This is a genomic window from Brachybacterium atlanticum, from assembly GCF_025669985.1.
Classification (GTDB): domain Bacteria; phylum Actinomycetota; class Actinomycetes; order Actinomycetales; family Dermabacteraceae; genus Brachybacterium; species Brachybacterium conglomeratum.
In genome coordinates this window covers 1-16,745 of sequence record NZ_JAKJJW010000005.1, presented here as the reverse complement: position 1 = coordinate 16,745, position 16,745 = coordinate 1, and the positions used below count along the sequence as shown (strand labels likewise).

At 73.5% G+C, this 16,745-nt stretch carries 15 protein-coding genes, 2 pseudogenes and 1 riboswitch; of the genes and pseudogenes, 15 read left to right on the top strand and 2 right to left on the bottom strand.

The window, feature by feature from the left end:
* Window positions 1–9: 9 nt before the first annotated feature.
* The 3 genes and pseudogenes from L3K22_RS03540 to L3K22_RS03530 all read left to right on the top strand — a co-directional run.
* Window positions 10–393, top strand: coding sequence for an FKBP-type peptidyl-prolyl cis-trans isomerase (locus tag L3K22_RS03540; RefSeq protein ID WP_263310177.1), 384 nt, complete (start codon window positions 10–12; stop codon window positions 391–393).
* A complete protein-coding gene (locus L3K22_RS03535) occupies window positions 363–2,666 on the top strand; it encodes a primosomal protein N' family DNA-binding protein (RefSeq protein WP_263310176.1) in 2,304 nt (767 codons plus the stop codon). Before L3K22_RS03540 ends, L3K22_RS03535 begins: the two co-directional genes overlap by 31 nt.
* A 64-nt stretch (window positions 2,667–2,730) precedes the next feature.
* Window positions 2,731–3,261, top strand: a pseudogene (locus tag L3K22_RS03530) (SLC13 family permease); the annotation flags it as partial.
* A gap of 206 nt (window positions 3,262–3,467) precedes the next feature.
* Here the strand turns inward: L3K22_RS03530 and L3K22_RS03525 are convergent.
* Window positions 3,468–3,746: pseudogene (locus tag L3K22_RS03525) on the bottom strand (MFS transporter); the annotation flags it as partial.
* 141 nt (window positions 3,747–3,887) lie between these two features.
* Here L3K22_RS03525 and fmt point away from each other — a divergent pair.
* The 7 genes from fmt to L3K22_RS03490 all read left to right on the top strand — a co-directional run bounded on the left by fmt (window position 3,888) and on the right by L3K22_RS03490 (window position 9,945).
* Window positions 3,888–4,853 carry a methionyl-tRNA formyltransferase gene (gene fmt, locus L3K22_RS03520; protein WP_263310175.1) on the top strand — a complete coding sequence of 322 codons (966 nt, stop codon included), beginning with the start codon at window positions 3,888–3,890 and terminating at the stop codon, window positions 4,851–4,853.
* Entirely contained in the window at window positions 4,850–6,556 is a 1,707-nt protein-coding gene (locus L3K22_RS03515) for an RsmB/NOP family class I SAM-dependent RNA methyltransferase (RefSeq protein WP_263310174.1), read from the top strand. The genes fmt and L3K22_RS03515 overlap by 4 nt, the downstream gene beginning before the upstream one ends.
* Entirely contained in the window at window positions 6,556–7,242 is a 687-nt protein-coding gene (rpe, locus tag L3K22_RS03510) for a ribulose-phosphate 3-epimerase (RefSeq protein ID WP_263310173.1), read from the top strand. Before L3K22_RS03515 ends, rpe begins: the two co-directional genes overlap by 1 nt.
* Before the next feature lie 26 nt (window positions 7,243–7,268).
* Window positions 7,269–7,387: riboswitch (FMN riboswitch) on the top strand.
* 90 nt (window positions 7,388–7,477) lie between these two features.
* Window positions 7,478–8,185, top strand: coding sequence for a nicotinamide riboside transporter PnuC (pnuC, locus tag L3K22_RS03505; RefSeq protein WP_070501109.1), 708 nt, complete (start codon window positions 7,478–7,480; stop codon window positions 8,183–8,185).
* Window positions 8,186–8,258: 73 nt separating this feature from the next.
* Window positions 8,259–8,522: a phosphoribosyl-ATP diphosphatase gene (locus L3K22_RS03500; RefSeq protein WP_010551582.1), complete on the top strand. Its 264-nt coding sequence runs from the start codon at window positions 8,259–8,261 to the stop codon at window positions 8,520–8,522.
* A 75-nt stretch (window positions 8,523–8,597) separates the two neighbouring features.
* Entirely contained in the window at window positions 8,598–9,455 is an 858-nt protein-coding gene (gene hisG / locus L3K22_RS03495; protein WP_263310172.1) for an ATP phosphoribosyltransferase, read from the top strand.
* 7 nt (window positions 9,456–9,462) lie between these two features.
* Window positions 9,463–9,945, top strand: coding sequence for a PH domain-containing protein (locus L3K22_RS03490; RefSeq protein ID WP_263310171.1), 483 nt, complete (start codon window positions 9,463–9,465; stop codon window positions 9,943–9,945).
* Between the two features lie 240 nt (window positions 9,946–10,185).
* Here L3K22_RS03490 and L3K22_RS03485 read toward each other — a convergent pair whose 3' ends face one another.
* Window positions 10,186–11,370, bottom strand: coding sequence for a DUF3866 family protein (locus tag L3K22_RS03485; RefSeq protein WP_263310170.1), 1,185 nt, complete (start codon window positions 11,368–11,370; stop codon window positions 10,186–10,188).
* A gap of 68 nt (window positions 11,371–11,438) precedes the next feature.
* On the opposite strand from L3K22_RS03485, the gene L3K22_RS03480 reads away from it, so the two are divergent.
* The 5 genes from L3K22_RS03480 to L3K22_RS03460 form a co-directional block, all read left to right on the top strand.
* Window positions 11,439–13,481 carry a WYL domain-containing transcriptional regulator gene (locus L3K22_RS03480; protein WP_263310169.1) on the top strand — a complete coding sequence of 681 codons (2,043 nt, stop codon included), beginning with the start codon at window positions 11,439–11,441 and terminating at the stop codon, window positions 13,479–13,481.
* Between the two features lie 129 nt (window positions 13,482–13,610).
* A complete protein-coding gene (gene tatA, locus L3K22_RS03475; RefSeq protein ID WP_263310168.1) occupies window positions 13,611–13,925 on the top strand; it encodes a Sec-independent protein translocase subunit TatA in 315 nt (104 codons plus the stop codon).
* Between the two features lie 146 nt (window positions 13,926–14,071).
* Window positions 14,072–14,905 carry a twin-arginine translocase subunit TatC gene (gene tatC, locus L3K22_RS03470; protein WP_263310167.1) on the top strand — a complete coding sequence of 278 codons (834 nt, stop codon included), beginning with the start codon at window positions 14,072–14,074 and terminating at the stop codon, window positions 14,903–14,905.
* On the top strand, window positions 14,902–15,867 hold the full coding sequence (locus tag L3K22_RS03465; RefSeq protein WP_263310166.1) for a diacylglycerol/lipid kinase family protein: 966 nt from the start codon (window positions 14,902–14,904) through the stop codon (window positions 15,865–15,867). The genes tatC and L3K22_RS03465 overlap by 4 nt, the downstream gene beginning before the upstream one ends.
* Window positions 15,864–16,745 (top strand): DEAD/DEAH box helicase (locus L3K22_RS03460; RefSeq protein WP_263310165.1); only part of this gene is annotated, 882 nt, incomplete at its 3' end. The genes L3K22_RS03465 and L3K22_RS03460, both read left to right, overlap by 4 nt.

Sequence of the window (16,745 nt, the reverse complement as noted above, 5' to 3'; positions counted from 1 at the left end):
GAACATCGCATGAGCGATCGCACCAAGCTCGAGATCGACGCCCCCGAGGGCCCCGCACCCACCGAGCTCGTCAGCACCGACGAGATCCTCGGCGAGGGCGAGGAGGCCGGCCGCGGCGACGTCGTGGACGTCCACTACGTCGGCGTCTCCCACTCCACCGGCGAGCAGTTCGACGCCTCCTGGGACCGCGGCGAGCCGCTGCGCTTCCAGCTCGGCGTCGGCCAGGTCATCACCGGCTGGGACCAGGGCGTGCAGGGCATGAAGGTCGGCGGCCGCCGCCGCCTCGAGATCCCCGCCCACCTCGCCTACGGCGATCGCGGCGCCCCGCCGGTCATCGCCCCCGGTGAGACCCTGATCTTCGTGTGCGACCTGGTGGCGGTGCACAAGCGCTGACCAGCACCGCCCACGGCGCGGCGGGGGAGCGCGAGGAGGGACCGGCCGACGGCCAGGCACCCCTCTTCGCGGCCCCCGCCGCTTCCGTCCCCGCCGTCGCGGAGAACGCCACCGCCTCCCCGGACCGCCCCGATGCGGTCCGGGGTCCCGGCCTGCGCACCACCGCCGGCTTCGAGGTCGTGAGCGAGCTGCCGGTCGCGAGCGTGCGCCTCGTCGGCGTGCTGCCCCACCTGGACCGTCCCTTCGAGTACGCGGTCACCCCCGACACCGCCGCGGCCGGTCCGGGCATGCGGGTTCGGGTGCGCTTCTCCGGCAAGGACACCGAGGGGATCGTGCTCGAGCGCCGCGCCGAGCCCACCACCGACCGGGCCCTCGCCCCGCTGCACCGTTTGGTCTCCGACGACGTCGTCGTCCCTCCCGCGATGATGCGGGTGTGCGAGGACGTCGCCGAGCGCAGCGCCGGCACCGTCGGCGACGTGCTGCGCCTCGCCCTCCCGCCCCGTCACGCCCGCGCAGAGAAGGCCGACCGCGCCGCGGCGGAGAAGGAGGCGGTCGCAGACGCACCAGCACCTGCCGAGGACGAGGTCACCGCGACCTCCGAGGAGACTGCGGCGACCGCAGGGGTCGCGCCGGCCGATGAGGCCGCGTCGGCGGAGGAGCCGGCGGCGTCGGACGGCGACGACCGGGCCGCGGCGCCTCCCGATACCCTCGCCGCACCGCGCCACGGCGACCGCTACCCGGGCCTGGCGGCCCTGCTCTCCCGTGCCGGGAGCGCGGAGGGCCCCGTGCCCCGCGCCTCCCTCGTGCTGGACCCCGTGGACCCGTGGACGGCGATCGCGGCCGAGTCGATCGCCGCACTCGGGCCCGACCGCGGCGCCCTCGTCATCGCCCCCGACCAGCGCGACGTCGCCCGGCTCTCCCGCGTCCTGACGGAGCGGGGCATCGCCCACGAGGTCCTCGCCGGCACCGAGGGACCCGAGAAGCGCTATCGCACCTTCCGCCGGATCCTGCGCGGCGCGACCCGTGTCGTGCTCGGCAGCCGCTCCGCCGCCTTCGCCCCCGTGCAGGACCTCGCCCTCGTGATCTGCTGGGACGAGGCCGACGACCTGCTCGAAGAGCCCCGCGCCCCCTACCCGCACACCCGCACCGTGCTCCAGTGCCGCTCCGCCGAGGAGCGCTGCGCCCTCCTCTTCCTCGCCGCGAGCGAGTCGGTGACGATGCGCGCCCTCACCGATGCCGGCTATCTCGCCCGCCTCGATCCCGTGCCCGCCCCCGTCACCGCGGTCCGCCCCCGCATCGTGGCCATGGACCAGTACCTCCGCGACCGCGAGGGCCCCTCCGGCCGCTCCCGCCTCCCGCAGGAGGCGATGCGCGTGCTGCGCAGGGGCCTCGCGACGGGCCCCGTGCTCGTCCAGGTGCCGCGCACCGGCTACGCCCCCGCGATCGCCTGCACCTTCTGCGGCACCCGCGCCCGCTGCCCCGAGTGCGCGGCGCCCCTGTCGCAGCGCGGCCGGAACGGGCCCCTGCACTGCACCGTCTGCGGCCGACGGGAGGACGGCTACCGCTGCCCCGAGTGCGACCGCACCCACGTGCGCGCCATGGTCATCGGCTCCACCCGCACCGCCGAGGAGCTCCACCGCGCCTTCCCCGACGCACCGCTGAAGGTCGCCGGCGGCGCCCACGGCCCGCTCGAGGACGAGGCCGTGCCCGAGCACGGGATCGTCGTGGCGACCCCCGGCGCCGAGCCCGCCCCGCCCGGCCGGTACAGCGCCTGCCTGCTGCTCGACGCCGACGCGATGCTGGGCCGCGCCGCCTTCGACGCCGACGTCGAGGCCGTCCGCCGCTGGCGCGGCGCCATCTCCCTGGTCCGCACCGCGGAGGAGGGCGGCGAGGTGCTCGTCGTCGGCACCTCGACCCTCCCCGCCATCCGCGACCTCGTCGCCCACCGCTCCGCGCTGTTCCTGGACCGGGTGCTGGAGGACCGGCGCGAGCTGGACCTGCCCCCGTTCCGGCGTGTCGCCGAGGTGGTGGGGGAGCGGGAGGCCTGCCGCGGCTTCCTCGAGACGACCGAGCTGCCGGACGGGACCGAGGTGCTCGGCCCCGTGGACCTCGAGGGCCCCGACCAGGCCGGACGCGCTCGTGCGGTGCTGCGGATCGAGCCGCGCCGCTCCCGCGAGCTCGCCGCCGCGCTGCGCTCCGGCGTCGCGGCCCGCAGCGCCCGCAAGGACCGCGGCTCCCTGCGCGTCCGTCTCGATCCGCCGGACGTGTTCTGAACGATCCGCTAGTGTTCTGGGCCACCGCCTGCCGCCGCGACGAAGCGCTGAAGGGACCCCCACCATGGCCTCGAACGCCTCCCCGACGTCCGACCACCACGCCCCGGACCCCGCCGCCGATCCCGGGGACCGCCCCGCGCAGGAGGGACGCTCGGACGTCTCCGAGGGTGAGCGCGCCCCGGCCGAGACCCACCGGACGCTGCTGGTGCGCCGCCTCGGCCTCGCCGTCGGCCTGGTCGCCGCGCTCCTGATCTACCTCGTCATGCCCGCGGACGTCCCCCATGCCGCGACGCTGACCGCCGCGACCGCGGTGCTGATGGCCGTGTGGTGGATGACCGAGGCGCTGCCGATCCCCGCGACCGCGCTGGTCCCGCTGGTGGTCTTCCCGGTGCTGAACCCCGAGGTGGGCTTCGACGACGTCGGCGCCTCCTACGGCAACAACATCATCTTCCTGTTCATGGGCGGGTTCACGCTCGCCCTGGCCATGCAGCGCTGGAACCTCCACAAGCGCATCGCGCTGGCGATCGTCGGCGCCATCGGCACCAGCCCCTCCCTGCTGATCCTCGGCTTCATGATCGCCACCGGATTCCTCTCCATGTGGGTCTCGAACACCGCTACCGCCGTGATGATGCTGCCCATCGGCGTCTCCGTGCTGGTGCTCGTGAACCGGCTGCGGCTCGAGGACGCCGCCCGCAAGGGCGAGGAGCCGGGGGAGGGAGTCGACCCCGACCTCGAGGCCGAGGGATATGCCATGGCCAGGGCCGGCACCCCGCCGAGCGCCATCCCCTCCAGCAGGCGCAGCGCGAGCAGCAGCGGGAAGCTCGGCGACCAGGCCGCCGCCAGGGCCAGCACCGTCGCCGCGACCACGGCGAGGATCAGGGCGGGACGCCGGCCGAGGCGGTCGCCGACGACGGACCACGGCATCACCGCCAGCGCCAGCCCGGCGGTCGCGGCGGAGACCGTCAGCGCCGCCTGCTCCGGCCCGATGCCGAGATCGGCGGAGATCAGCTGCAGGATCCCCTGCGGGGAGTACAGCTGGGCGAAGCAGGCGATGCCCGCGCAGACCAGCGCCAGCTGCATCCGTCGATAGGCGGCGGAGCCGAGCGCATGGCCCGGGATCGGGTCGCCCCCGCTCATCCCTCGCACCGCGCTCGCCTCATGGCCTCCACTGTAGGCACGGCCCGGCAGGAGCCGCCGGTGGGACCGTAGACTCGGGCCATCATGCGTCTGATCTTCGCCGGCACCCCCGAGGCCGCCCTCCCCTCCCTGCGCACCCTGCTCGACTCCCGCCACGAGGTGGTCGGCGTGCTCACCCGCGCCGACGCCCCCTCCGGCCGCGGACGCAGGCTCACCCCGTCCCCGGTGAAGTCCCTCGCCCTCGAGGCCGGGGTGCCGGTGCTCACCCCCGCCACGCTGCGGGACGAGGAGGTGCAGCAGCAGCTGCGCGATCTCGCCCCGGACGCCGCGCCCGTGGTCGCCTACGGCAACCTCGTGCCGCCCGCGGCGCTCGAGATCCCCCGCCACGGCTGGGTGAACCTCCACTTCTCCCTCCTGCCCGAGCTGCGGGGCGCCGCCCCCGCCCAGCGGGCCGTGCTCGCCGGCCGCCGCGAGACCGGAATGAGCGTGTTCCGCCTCGAGAAGGGCCTGGACACCGGCGACGTGATCGCCGCCGCCCCCACCGCCATCGGCGAGTTCGAGACCTCCGGAGAGCTGCTCGAGAGGATGGCCGAGGACGGCGCCGCGCTGCTGCTCGCGGCCCTCGACGCGCTCGAGGACGGCACCGCGACCCTCACCCCGCAGGACCACGCGGCCGCGACCCACGCCGCGAAGCTCACCACCGCCGAGGCCCGGATCGACTGGACCCGCCCGGCGGACGACATCTCCGCGCACATCCGCGGCATGAGCCCGCAGCCCGGCGCGTGGACGCTCCTGGACGGCGCCCGCACCAAGATCCTCGGCCTCGAGGCCGTCGAGGAGGCCTCGCGCGCGAGCGCCCCGTCGGCCCCCGGCGCGCTCGCGGCCACCAAGCGACAGGTGCTCGTGGGCACCGGCACCGACCCGCTCGCCATCGCGACCCTCGCCCCGGCGGGGAAGCGCCCGATGCGCGCGGCGGACTGGGCACGCGGGGCGGGGCTCGGCCGCGACGCCCGCTTCGAGGACGACCAGCAGGACGGAGCACGCGCATGAGCGAGGACCGACGCGGCGGGCGCCGCCACGACGACAGCCGGCGAGGCCGGGACGACCGCGGAGGCCGCGACGACCGCCGAGGCCGGGACGACCGACGGGACGACCGCGGCGGTCGACGGGACGATCGCGGCGACCGGCGCGATGACCGGGGCGGTCGGCGGGACGACCGTCGTGACCTACCCCGCGACGCGCAGGGCCGCGAGCGCTCCGGCTCCCGCGGCCAGGGCGGCCCGCGCCGCGGCTGGTCCTCCTCCCGCCCCTCCGAGCGCTCCCGCGCCTCCACCCCCTCCCGCCAGGTCGCCCTCGAAGGGCTGCGCCTGGTGCGCGAGGAGGACTCCTACGCGAACCTCGTGCTGCCCCGCCTGCTGCGCAGCCACCGCGTCTCCGGCCGCGACGCCGCCTTCACCACCGAGCTGTTCTACGGCTCGCTGCGTGCCCAGGGCCGGCTCGACGCGATCATCGCCGCCTGCGTGGACCGACCGCTGGCGAAGGTCGAGCCCGCGCTGCTGGACGTGCTCCGCCTCGGCGCCTACCAGCTGCTGGACATGACCGTCGCCCCGCACGCCGCGACCTCCGAGACCGTGGCCCTGGCCCGCGCCGAGGTCGGCGCGGGAGGTGCGAGCTTCGCCAACGCCGTGCTGCGCCGGGTGGGGGAGAAGGACCTCGCCACCTGGATCGCGGAGGTCGCCCCGGACCGCGAGAAGGACCCCACCGGGCATCTCGCCGTCGTCCACTCCCACCCCCGCTGGGTGGTGCGGGCCCTGTCCGACGCCCTCGCCGGGAACGGCCGCTCCCGCGACGAGATCGACCAGCTGCTCGAGGCGCAGAACCAGGCCCCCGCGGTCTCGCTCGTGATGCGCCCGGGGCTGACCGACCTCGACGAGCTGATCGACCACGGCGCGAGCCAGGGCCGGCTCTCCGTCTTCGCCGCCGCCTGGCCCTCCGGCGACCCCGGCGGCATGGACCTGGTCAAGCAGGGCCGCGTCGCCGTCCAGGACGAGGGCTCCCAGCTCGCGGCCCTCTCCCTCGCGCTCGGCGCCGACGACCTCGTCCTCACCGACGACGCCCACTGGCTCGACCTCTGCTCGGGCCCCGGCGGGAAGACCGCCCTGCTCGGCGGGCTCACCATCGACCACGACGCCGACCTCCTCGCCGTCGAGCTGCAGGAGCACCGCACCGAGCTGGTGGACCGCGCGGTGGCGAGCCTGCGCGAGGCCGGCTGCGAGATCACCACCCTCACCGCCGACGGCACCACCATCGGCGCCGAGCGGCCCGGGGAGTTCTCCCGCGTCCTCGCCGACGTCCCCTGCTCCGGGCTCGGTGCGCTGCGCCGCCGGCCCGAGGCCCGCTGGCGCCGCACCCCCGCGGACGTCGGCCGGCTCGGCGCGATCCAGCGCGACCTGCTGACCTCCGCGCTGGACGCGACCGCGCCCGGCGGCGTCGTCGCCTATGTCACCTGCTCCCCGCACCTGGCCGAGACCCGCCTGATCGTCGCCGACGTCCTCAAGCGCCGCGACGACGTCGAGCGCCTCGACGCCCGCCCCGCCGTCCGCGCCGGCCTGCTGCCCGCCGTGCGGGACGAGGTCGAGCTGGGCGAGGGCCCCGACGTCCAGCTGTGGCCCCACGTCCACGGCACCGACGCCATGTTCATCTGCCTGCTGCGCAGGCTCCCCGTCCCCACCGAGGAAGGAACCCCGAGCTGATGAGCATCTCGTACTCCACCGACTCCAGCTTCATCCACCCCAGCATCCTCAACGCCGACTTCATGACCATCGGCGCCGAGCTCGACAAGATCTCCAGCGCCGACAGCGTCCACGTCGACGTCATGGACAACCACTTCGTGCCGAACCTGACCTTCGGGCCGAGCATGGTCGAGCAGATCGTCGAGCGCAGCCCCATCCCGATCGACGCGCACCTGATGATCGAGGACGCCGACACCCAGGCCCCCGTCTTCGCGGAGGCCGGCGCCTCGTCGGTGACCTTCCACCTCGAGGCCGCCCGCGCCCCCGTCAAGCTCGCCCGCGACCTGCGCCGCAAGAACGCCCAGGTCGGCGTGGCACTGCGCCCCGCCACCCCGGTCGAGCCGTTGATCGACATCATCGGCGAGTTCGACATGCTGCTGATCATGACGGTCGAGCCCGGATTCGGCGGGCAGAGCTTCCTCGAGACGATGCTCCCGAAGATCCGTCGGGCCCGCCGCGCGATCTCCGAGGCGAACCTCGAGGTCTCGATCCAGGTAGACGGCGGCGTCAGTCGCGAGACGATCGAGCGCTGCGCCGAGGCGGGCGCGAACGTCTTCGTCGCGGGCTCCGCGATCTACAAGGCCCGCGACGCCGCCGAGGAGATCTCCGCCCTGCGCGAACTGGCGGGCGCCCACGCCGCGCACTGACCTATCCTTGCTCCGTCACATCCTGTGACGTGCTCCGGGGTCGGTGAAAGTCCGAGCCGGCGGTGACAGTCCGCGACCCGCACCCTGCGGTGGAGCCGGTGGAATTCCGGCACCGACAGTACAGCCTGGATGAGAGGCGCACGTCCCGCAGGTCCCGGGACGGCGCACGCCTCCCCGAGCCCCGCAGGCAACCCTTTTCCCCCGGAGCCACTGCATCCGAGGTGAAAGGACCGACATGGACATCCTGCAGTGGCTCTTCGACGCCAAGATCGAATTCGGCGGAGGCCAGTTCCTCCTGCTCCGCGAGGTGCTCGGCAACGTCTTCGGACTGCTCAGCGCGCTCGGCGGCATGCGCCGCAAGGTCTGGGCCTGGCCCATCGGCATCCTGGGCAACGCCCTGCTGCTGACCGTCTTCCTCGGCAGCGTCTTCGGCAACCCGAACTCCGTCGACCTGCTCGGCCAGGCCGGCCGACAGATCATGTTCATCGCCACCAGCGTCTACGGCTGGGTGCGCTGGCGCCAGGCGAAGCACGAGGACGGCACCGCCGTCGAGCCCGTCTGGGCCTCCTGGGGCACCCGCGCCCTGCTGCTCGTCGTGCTCGTCGGCGGCACCGCGGCGCTCACCCCGCTGTTCCGGGCGCTGGGCTCCTACGAGCCGGTCTGGGCCGACGCCTGGATCTTCATGGGCAGCCTGCTGGCGACCTTCGGCATGGCCAAGGGCTGGGTCGAGTTCTGGCTGATCTGGGTCGCGGTCGACCTCGTCGGCGTGCCCCTGCTGTGGAGCGCCGGCTACTACGCGAGCGCATTCATGTATCTCTTCTACGGCGCGTTCACCCTCACCGGCTTCTTCGTCTGGTGGCGGGTGCGCAGCCGCCGCGACGCGGAGGCAGACCGGGTCACGGTCGAGACCGCGCACCTGGACCCGACGGTCCGCCGCGGCTGAGCCACGGGCGGGGCGCGTGCCCGGCAGGCGGTCCGCACCGCAGAGCACCTGCCGGGACGCGTACCCTGGTCCCGTGAAGGATTTCGAGGCACTGTTCGCCGAGCTGACCCAGAAGGCCCGCACCCGACCCGAGGGATCGGGCACCGTCGCGGAGCTCGATGCCGGCGTCCATCAGATCGGCAAGAAGATCGTCGAGGAGGCCGCCGAGGTGTGGATGGCCTGCGAGCACGAGTCCACCGACGACGCCGCCATGGAGATGAGCCAGCTGCTCTACCACCTCCAGGTCATGATGATCGCCAAGGACATCTCCCTCGAGGACGTCTACCGACATCTCTGAGCCGGTCCCGCGCCGCTCGCCCCCGACTTCCCGTCCCACCCGTCTCGAGGCCGCCGCATCGGCCGAGGAGGATCCGTGCTCCGCATCGCCGTGCCCAACAAGGGCGCCCTGTCCGACCCCGCCGCCGACCTGCTCCAGGAGGCCGGCTACCGCCGCCGCGGCAACTCCAAGGAGCTGGTCGTGGTCGACGAGGACAACGGGGTGGAGCTCTTCCATCTGCGTCCCCGGGACATCGCGGTGTACGTCGGCTCCGGCACGGTCGACGTCGGCATCACCGGCCAGGACATGCTGCTGGACTCCCGCACCCCGGCCCAGGAGATCCTTTCCCTGGGCTTCGCCCGCTCCACCTTCCGCTTCGCCGCGCCCGCCGGGACGCACAGCAACGTCGAGGAGCTGCAGGGCTCCCGCATCGCCACCAGCTACGAGAACCTCGTGGAGGACTACCTCGCCGAGCGGGGGATCAGCGCCGAGGTGGTCCACCTCGACGGCGCGGTCGAGTCCTCGATCCGCCTCGGCGTCGCCGATGTGATCGCGGACGTCGTCGAGACCGGCACCACGCTGCGCGAGGCAGGGCTGGAGCCCTTCGGCGAGGCGATCATGACCAGCGAGGCCGTGCTCTTCTCCCGCCCCGGCATGGAGCTGGACGACGAGGCGCAGCACGCGCTCGAGGTGCTCGAGCGGCGCATCCGCGGTGTGCTCGTCGCCCGCGAGTACGTGATGCTCGACTACGACATCCCCTCCGCGCTGCTGGAGCGGGCGGTCGAGATCACCCCCGGCCTGCAGTCCCCGACCGTCTCTCCGTTGCACGGCGGGGAGTGGTCAGCCGTGCGCGCCATGGTCGACAGCCGCTCCGCGCACCGCATGATGGACGAGCTCTACGAGGCCGGCGCCCGCGCCATCCTGGTCACAGCGATCCAGGCCTGCCGCATCTGAGATCCCGATGAGCAGTGCCGCAGGGACCCCGGGCCGCGACGACGCACGCGCCGTCGAGGTGTTCCGTCCGCGGGCGGTGCGCTGGGCCGCCTACATCACCGCCGTCTTCGTGATGGTCGGGATGATCGGCGGCGCGATCATGATCACGAGCTTCCAGCTCGGCGGACGGCTCGGCCTGCTCATGATCGGTCTGCTCATCGCGCTGTTCTGCCATCTCGAGGCCTCGGTGCGGGTGGTCGCCCGTCCCGACGGGCTCGAGGTGCGCAACCTCATGCGCACCCGGACCTTCGAGTGGCCCGAGGTGCTCGGGATCAGCTTCCCGATGGGTGATCCCTGGGCCCATCTCGACCTCGCGGACGGGCGCACCCATCCGCTGCACGCCATCCAGCGCTACGACGGGGAGCGGGCGATCTCCGCCGCCCACCGCCTGCTGCACCTGGTCCAGGAGCGCGGCGAGGCCCACGGGGAGAGCGACGCCCAGCGCGGCTGACGCGGATCGCACGGCCGACATGGATCGGACGGCCGGACGGGCAGTCGTTCGACCTCAGGTACCGCATTCCTGGTACCTCACGTCGAAGAACCTCGCTGGACGGCCCCGCCGACCGCGGCGCAGGGCAGCACGGCAAGTTGTTCGACGTCGGGTACCACTTTCCTGGTACCTCACGTCGATCAACTCCGTCGGTCGCCCGTCCCCGGCAACTCCGTCGGGCCCATGCCGGCGCCGAGGCGTCTAGCGCTTGGTGCCGCCCTTGGGCTCCTTCGGGCCCTTGGACTCGCCCTTCGCGCCGCCCGAGCCGCCGCCGGCGCCCCGGACCTGCTCGGCCGCGCAGCGCCCGGCGAGGGCCGCGTACTGGAAGGAGGCGTAGTCCTCGGCGAGGGTCCGTCCCATCGTGGTCATCCGCACGGGCATCTCCTCGAGCGCATCGCGCAGCCCCTTGGCGTCGACCTCGGTGAGGTGGTGCAGCACGCCGCGCTTCTTCGCCGGCTTCAGGATCGTGCTCTTGACCTGTTTCCGCACGGACTCATGAAAAGAGTTGTATCGGGAGTCGGTGCGGGGCAGTACCGGCAAGTGCACCGGGGCGAGCAGCGCTCGCCCGTAGGCGGTGGAGGAGTGGTGGGACAGGCCCCGGTGCCTCTCCCGCTCGTCGGCCTCGGAGACCCTCAGGGTCGCGATCGGCACGCCGCCGAGCACCGAGGTCGCGTGGAGCGACTCCGCCGTCTGGACGCCGGAGAAGCCCCAGCCGGTGCCTGTGCCGAGATTGCCCGGGCCCTGGATCACGATCGCGACGTCCGCGCCGACCACGTGCCGGGCGCCCAGCAGCGCCGAGTGGACCGTGACCGCCTCGAGATCGCCGCCGAAGGACTGCCCGGCGCTGATCACGGCGGTGAGCAGGCCGGCCTCGCGCAGCCGGGCCGCGCTCCTCGAGTAGACGGCGGGCAGCGCCGCGGCATCGGTGTGCACATAGACGATCCGGACCGAGCGGCGCCGCGCCCGGATCCCGGCCACGATCGCAGGGAGGGAGGAGTGCAGGTCCGCGACCACCACCGGCATCCCGTCGATGCCGGTGGCCTCCCGGACCGTCTCGTAGTGCTCGCTATCCGGGTCGTCGAGCGCGTCGACCATGGTCTGCATCGGCGTGTAGCGGGCCTTGACCATGTGGCCTCGCACCTCGGCGGCCTCGGGGAGCACATCGGTGCGGGCCACGATCATGGCGTCGCCGCCGGTGCCGAGCTCGCGCCGCACGGCGTTGGTGTTCAGCAGCACCTGCTCGCCGGCGCGCGGGCGCCCGGTGAGCTCCTCGTAGGCGATCGCGCTCAGCGTCCCCGCCCCGTCGTCCAGATCGATCTCGAGTCGATCCACTCCGGGCCAGGAGCTGGTCACGGCACTCACGGTGCCCCGTTCCCATCGCAGCATGGCCCCAGCCTAGAGGCGCGCGGCGGAAGCTCCGCATCCCTGTGATCCCGTCCGGCTAGTCTGGGCGGGTGGCTTCGAAGAACGTGGAGAGACTGCTCAACGTCATCATGACGATCGGCTCGCGACGGCGGATGGACCGCGCGAAGCTCTTCTCCGTCATCCCCGACTACGCCGAGGCGACGTCCGAGCAGGCCGCGGAGCGGATGTTCGAGCGCGACAAGGCCGCGATCCTGGAGCTCGGGCTCCCGCTCGTCGCCGAGCGGGACGTGCTGGACGAGAACACCGTGCACTACCGGATCGACGCCTCGCCCTCCACGGCGGTGCTCGATCTCACGACCGAGGAGTACACGGTGCTGCTCGCCGCGAGCCGCGCCTGGGACGACGCGACGGCCGGAGGAGCGGCCCGGCGCGTACGCGCGAAGCTGCTCAGCCTCGGCCACGACGCGGACCCCGACCTGCTGCGGCGCACACCGCGCGGCGCCGTCGAGTCCCTGCCCGTGCTCTCCCCGCTGCTGGACGCCGTGGTGACCGGGCGCTCGGTGCGCTTCACCTATCGCGGCACGCACGGCGCCCCCGCGCAGCGCCATGTCGAGCCGTGGGTCGTCGGCGTCCACGACGGGCACTGGTACGTCTACGGCCACGACCGCGACCGCGACGCGCCCCGCGTGTTCCGCGCCTCGAGGATCGAGTCCTTCCCCGCCGAGGGCCCCGCCGCGAAGGCACCCCGCCCCGACGACATCGACCTCGCCGATGTGCTCGATCGGATGCTCGACAGCGACGACCGGGCCTCCGCGCTGCTGCGGGCCGCCCCCTACAAGGCGCTCGCCCTGCGCGACCGCGCCGTCGCGCCGCTCGAGGCCGAGCAGCTGCGACTTCCCGAGCTGCCCCGCCCGGCGGCCCGCCGCCTGGTCCTCGCCGACGTGCGCTGGGTCGAGCTGCTCGAGCCCGCCGCCTGGCGCGCCGAGATCGCCGAGGTGCTCGAGGCGGTCGCGGCGCGGCACGAGGGCGTCGCCGCGCTCGATGCCCTCGAGGCCGCCGCGCCGCGCCCCGCCCCCCGGATCCGGGTGAGCCCGCAGAGCGGCGACCACCTCTCGCGCCTGATCTCCGCCGCGTCCTTCGTCATGAGCCGCGGCGAGGCGGACCTCGCCGAGCTCGCCGAGGCGCTCGGCGTCAGCGAGAAGCAGCTGGTCGACGACCTGCAGGTGCTCTTCGTCTGCGGCGATATGGGCGCCGGCTGGGAGGACCTCATCGAGGCGGAGTGGGAGCACGGCACCGTGCGGGTGCGCAACGCGGAGCCGCTGCGCCGCGCCCTCAGCCTCAGCGCCGTCGAGATCACGGCGCTGCTGGCCGGGCTCGCCGCCCTCGAGCCCGCCGCGGGCGAGGCGGAGCAGGTCGTCGACTCCGCCCGGGCGAAGCTGCTGGCCGCCATGTCCGGGGAGGCGCCGGCCGAGGGCGTCCCCGCCCCGCCCGTCCCGCGCCGCGAGGAGATCGCCGAGGCCCTCTCGGCCGACGAGCGAGCCGCCCGCACCGCCGACCGCGCCGAGACGGTGCTCGCCGCGGTGGGCGCCGCGCTGCGCGCCGAGCAGGGCACCGACGAGGCGACGCTGACCATCCGCTACTCCTCGACGGACCGCTCGGGCACGAGCGTGCGCAGGATCCGTCCCGAGCGGATCGAGTCCGACGGGGCGCGCTCCTATCTCGTGGCCGACTGCGAGCTCGCCGGCGGCCGCCGCCGCTTCCGCCTGGACCGGATCGTGGAGATCCTGCCGGACGGGACCCCGATGAGCCGGACCGCTCCCGGGGTCGACGCGGACCTCTCCGGCCGTGTCGAGGGCGAGGTGTGGCTGCGCCTGGAGCCCGCCGGGCACTGGATCGCCGAGTCCTTCGCCGCCACCGAGCTGCGCGACGGCGGGGGCGGCCCCGGCGAGGACGGCTCGGACGGCGCCGGTGGCGGTGCGACCTACGCGCGTCTCGAGGGCCCGGTGCGGGCACCGCTGGTGGACGCGGTGCTGGAATCCGCCGGCGCCGCCGAGGTGCTGTCCCCGCCCGTGCTCAGAGACACGATCGTGACTGTGGCGCGCGCGGGGGCTGCACGTCACAGCCCTCGCTAGGCGCTACCCTGGGACGACCCGCCGTGCGGTGGGCCGAGCCGTCGCCGTGGCGGCCCGTCCGGCGCCCAGTCCGCTGTGGGATGATGGGCGCGCCTGCGCTGAGTCATGGCGCTGTTGAAAGGGACTTCCATGAACTTCTTCCGCAACCCCTGGGCGATCGTGCTGCTGATCGTGCTCGTGATCCTGCTGTTCGGGGCCAACAAGCTTCCGGGACTCGCGCGCAACATGGGCAAGTCCATGCGCATCTTCAAGAGCGAGGTCGAGGAGATGCGCGGCGACGAGAAGCGCGGGGACGACGAGGACGAGTCGGATCGTCCCGCCCGCTCCGACCGCGCTCGCGACGACCGCGAGTACGACCCCCGCGACCGTGAGATCCGCGAGGACCGCGACCGCGAGACCGTCCGCGCCCCGCGCGAGGACGACGAGCCCTACCGCCGCGACTGAGCTCCGCGCCGGGACGGGGCAGGGCCGTGTGCCCGTCCCGTCCTGCCGGGCTGGGAGGAAACTGATCCGTGGCGAGTGATACACAGGGACGCGACCGGGCGCAGGGCGCGCCCGCGACGAAGAGGGGACGCGACCCCGAGGGACGCATGTCCCTCGGCGAGCACCTCACCGAGCTCCGCAACCGCCTGCTCATCAGCGCGGTCACGGTGCTCGTCTTCTCGATCGTCGGATGGTTCCTGTTCCCGTGGGTGTTCGACGCCGTCAAGGCGCCCATCGAGGCCGCGGGCGAGGACTCCGACCTCCAGTCGCTGATCAACTTCCAGGGCGTCGGCCAGGGGCTCAACGTCAAGCTCCAGATGGCGGCGTACATCGGCCTGATCCTCTCCTCGCCGATGATCATCCTTCAGGTGTGGCTGTTCGTGATGCCGGGCCTGCACAGGAACGAGCGCAAGTACGCGATCGGCTTCTTCGGCTCCGCGATCCCGCTGTTCTTCCTGGGCTGCGTCGCCGGGTACTGGGCCGTGAACCAGCTGGTCCCGGTGCTGATGAGCTTCACGCCCACCGAGGGATCGGTCTCGCAGATCATCCCCTACGACCAGTACCTCGCCCTGCTGATCAAGACCATGCTCGCCTTCGGCGTCGCGTTCGTGGTGCCGGTGGTCATGGTGCTGCTGAACTTCATGGGCCTGATCAGCGGCCGCGCGATGCTCAAGGCCTGGCGCTGGATCATCTTCCTGAGCTTCGCCTTCACCGCGGTCATGGTGCCCACGCCCGAGCCGATCACCCTGATCGCGATGTCCGCCGCGATCGCGAGCCTGTTCTTCGGCGCGATCGTCATCGCGCTGCTCCACGACCGGCGCCAGGCGAAGCGCAGCGGCGACGAGGACCTCGACGACGACGAGGCCAGCCGCATCGACGACGAGGTCGAGAAGATCGACGGCCCCACCCGGCTCGACGAGCCCGACGAGGGCGGCCGGTGAGCAGACTCCGCGTCGGCCTGCTCGCGAACCCCACCGCCGCCCAGGGCACCGCCCATCGCGTGGGACGGCAGGTGGGGCATCTGCTCCATCTCGCGGGCATCTCGGTCGTGGACCTCTCCGGTCCCAGCGCGCACGTCGCCCGGGCCCGGGCGGAGGAGGTCCGCGACTCGCTGACGGCCCTCGTCGTGGTGGGCGGGGACGGCACCGTCTCGCTCGGCGCAGAGATCGTCGCGGGCACGCCCGTACGGCTCGGGATCGTGCCCGCCGGCAGCGGCAACGACTTCGCCCGCGCCCTGGGCCTCAGCATCAACGACCCCGAGGAGTCCACCCGCGCGCTGCTGCACGCGCTGTCCCGCCCGGTCGTGACCATCGACGCGATCGAGGTGACCTCCGCGGGGGAGAACGCGCTGCCGCACCGGTCCCTCGCGCTCGGCAACGTCAACCTCGGCTTCGACGCGATCGTCAACGCCCGCGCCAACAGCTCCCGGGCCTCCCACACCGTGCGCTACACCACCGCCGTGCTGCGGGAGCTGCCCACCTTCACCCCGCTGCCGTACTGGCTCGAGATCGACGGCGGCGAGCGGTTCGAGATCGACGCGCCGCTGCTGTCGCTGTGCAGCTCCGGGGTCTACGGTGGCGGGATGCAGATGGTTCCGGACGCCCGCATCGACGACGGACAGCTCGAGCTGTTGAGCATCGAGGGGCTGGGCAGGCGCGATCTGCTGCGCTTCTTCCCCCGCGTCTTCAAGGGCACCCACACCGAGCTCGAGGGCGTGCGCGTCCGCCCGGTGCGGGAGGTGACCGTAGGACTGCGCCACGGCCGCTCGCTGCGCGCCTACGCCGACGGGGAGGCCCGCTCCCTGCTGCCCCTCACCGCGCGCGTGCTGCCCGGCGCCGTGCGCCTGCTCGCCGATCTCTCGGCGCTGCGCGGCGAGAGGGCGGTCGACGGGGGAGCGCAGTGACCTCGCCCGCAGAGCGCTACGCCGCCTGGGCCGAGGAGAAGCGGCGGAAGAACTCCGAGCTCACCGCCTTCACCGCCCGCTACGACTTCGCGCTGGACGACTTCCAGCTCGCCGGCGGCCGCGCCCTCGAGGACGGCCGCTCCGTGCTGGTGGCCGCCCCGACCGGCGCCGGCAAGACCGTCGTCGGCGAGTTCGCGGTGCATCTCGCGCTCGCACAGGGCCGGAAGGTCTTCTACACCGCGCCGATCAAGGCGCTGTCCAACCAGAAGTTCGGCGACCTGGTGGACTGGCTGGGCGCGGAACGCGTCGGCCTGCTGACGGGCGACACCTCGATCCGCCCCACCGCCGAGGTGGTCGTGATGACCACCGAGGTGCTGCGCAACATGCTGTACGCGGACTCCGACCTGCTGGACGGGCTGGGCTTCGTGGTGATGGACGAGGTGCACTACCTCGCCGACCGCCTGCGCGGGCCCGTGTGGGAAGAGGTCATCATCCACCTGGACCGCTCCGTCCAGCTGGTCGCGCTCTCGGCGACGGTCTCGAACGCCGAGGAGTTCGGGGCCTGGCTCCAGGAGGTGCGGGGCGAGACCTCGATCATCGTCTCCGAGACGCGGCCGGTGCCGCTGTGGCAGCACGTGATCGTCGGCGAGGAGCTGCTGGACCTCTTCGTCGACGCCGACGGGGAGGCCGTCGTCTCCCACGGCCCCGGTGCCCGCAGCGATCGTCAGGTCAACCCCGAGATCGAGCGGATCACCTCCTTCTCCCTGCCGGTGGACGAGCGCAGCGGGGGACAGCGCGGCCGCGGCTATCGCGGCCGGAAGGGCACCCGCGGCCGCCACCGCCCCCGCGGCGCCGGACGCCACGGCTCGCCGCGCGGC

Coding starts and splice junctions, on each gene's coding strand:
- tatA (WP_263310168.1), top strand. CDS start 13,611: ATGAACTTCTTCCGCAACCCCTGGGCGATCGTGCTGCTGATCGTGCTC.
- pnuC (WP_070501109.1), top strand. CDS start 7,478: ATGGACATCCTGCAGTGGCTCTTCGACGCCAAGATCGAATTCGGCGGA.
- L3K22_RS03515 (WP_263310174.1), top strand. CDS start 4,850: ATGAGCGAGGACCGACGCGGCGGGCGCCGCCACGACGACAGCCGGCGA.
- L3K22_RS03540 (WP_263310177.1), top strand. CDS start 10: ATGAGCGATCGCACCAAGCTCGAGATCGACGCCCCCGAGGGCCCCGCA.
- tatC (WP_263310167.1), top strand. CDS start 14,072: ATGTCCCTCGGCGAGCACCTCACCGAGCTCCGCAACCGCCTGCTCATC.
- fmt (WP_263310175.1), top strand. CDS start 3,888: ATGCGTCTGATCTTCGCCGGCACCCCCGAGGCCGCCCTCCCCTCCCTG.
- rpe (WP_263310173.1), top strand. CDS start 6,556: ATGAGCATCTCGTACTCCACCGACTCCAGCTTCATCCACCCCAGCATC.
- L3K22_RS03490 (WP_263310171.1), top strand. CDS start 9,463: ATGAGCAGTGCCGCAGGGACCCCGGGCCGCGACGACGCACGCGCCGTC.
- L3K22_RS03485 (WP_263310170.1), bottom strand. CDS start 11,370: ATGCTGCGATGGGAACGGGGCACCGTGAGTGCCGTGACCAGCTCCTGG.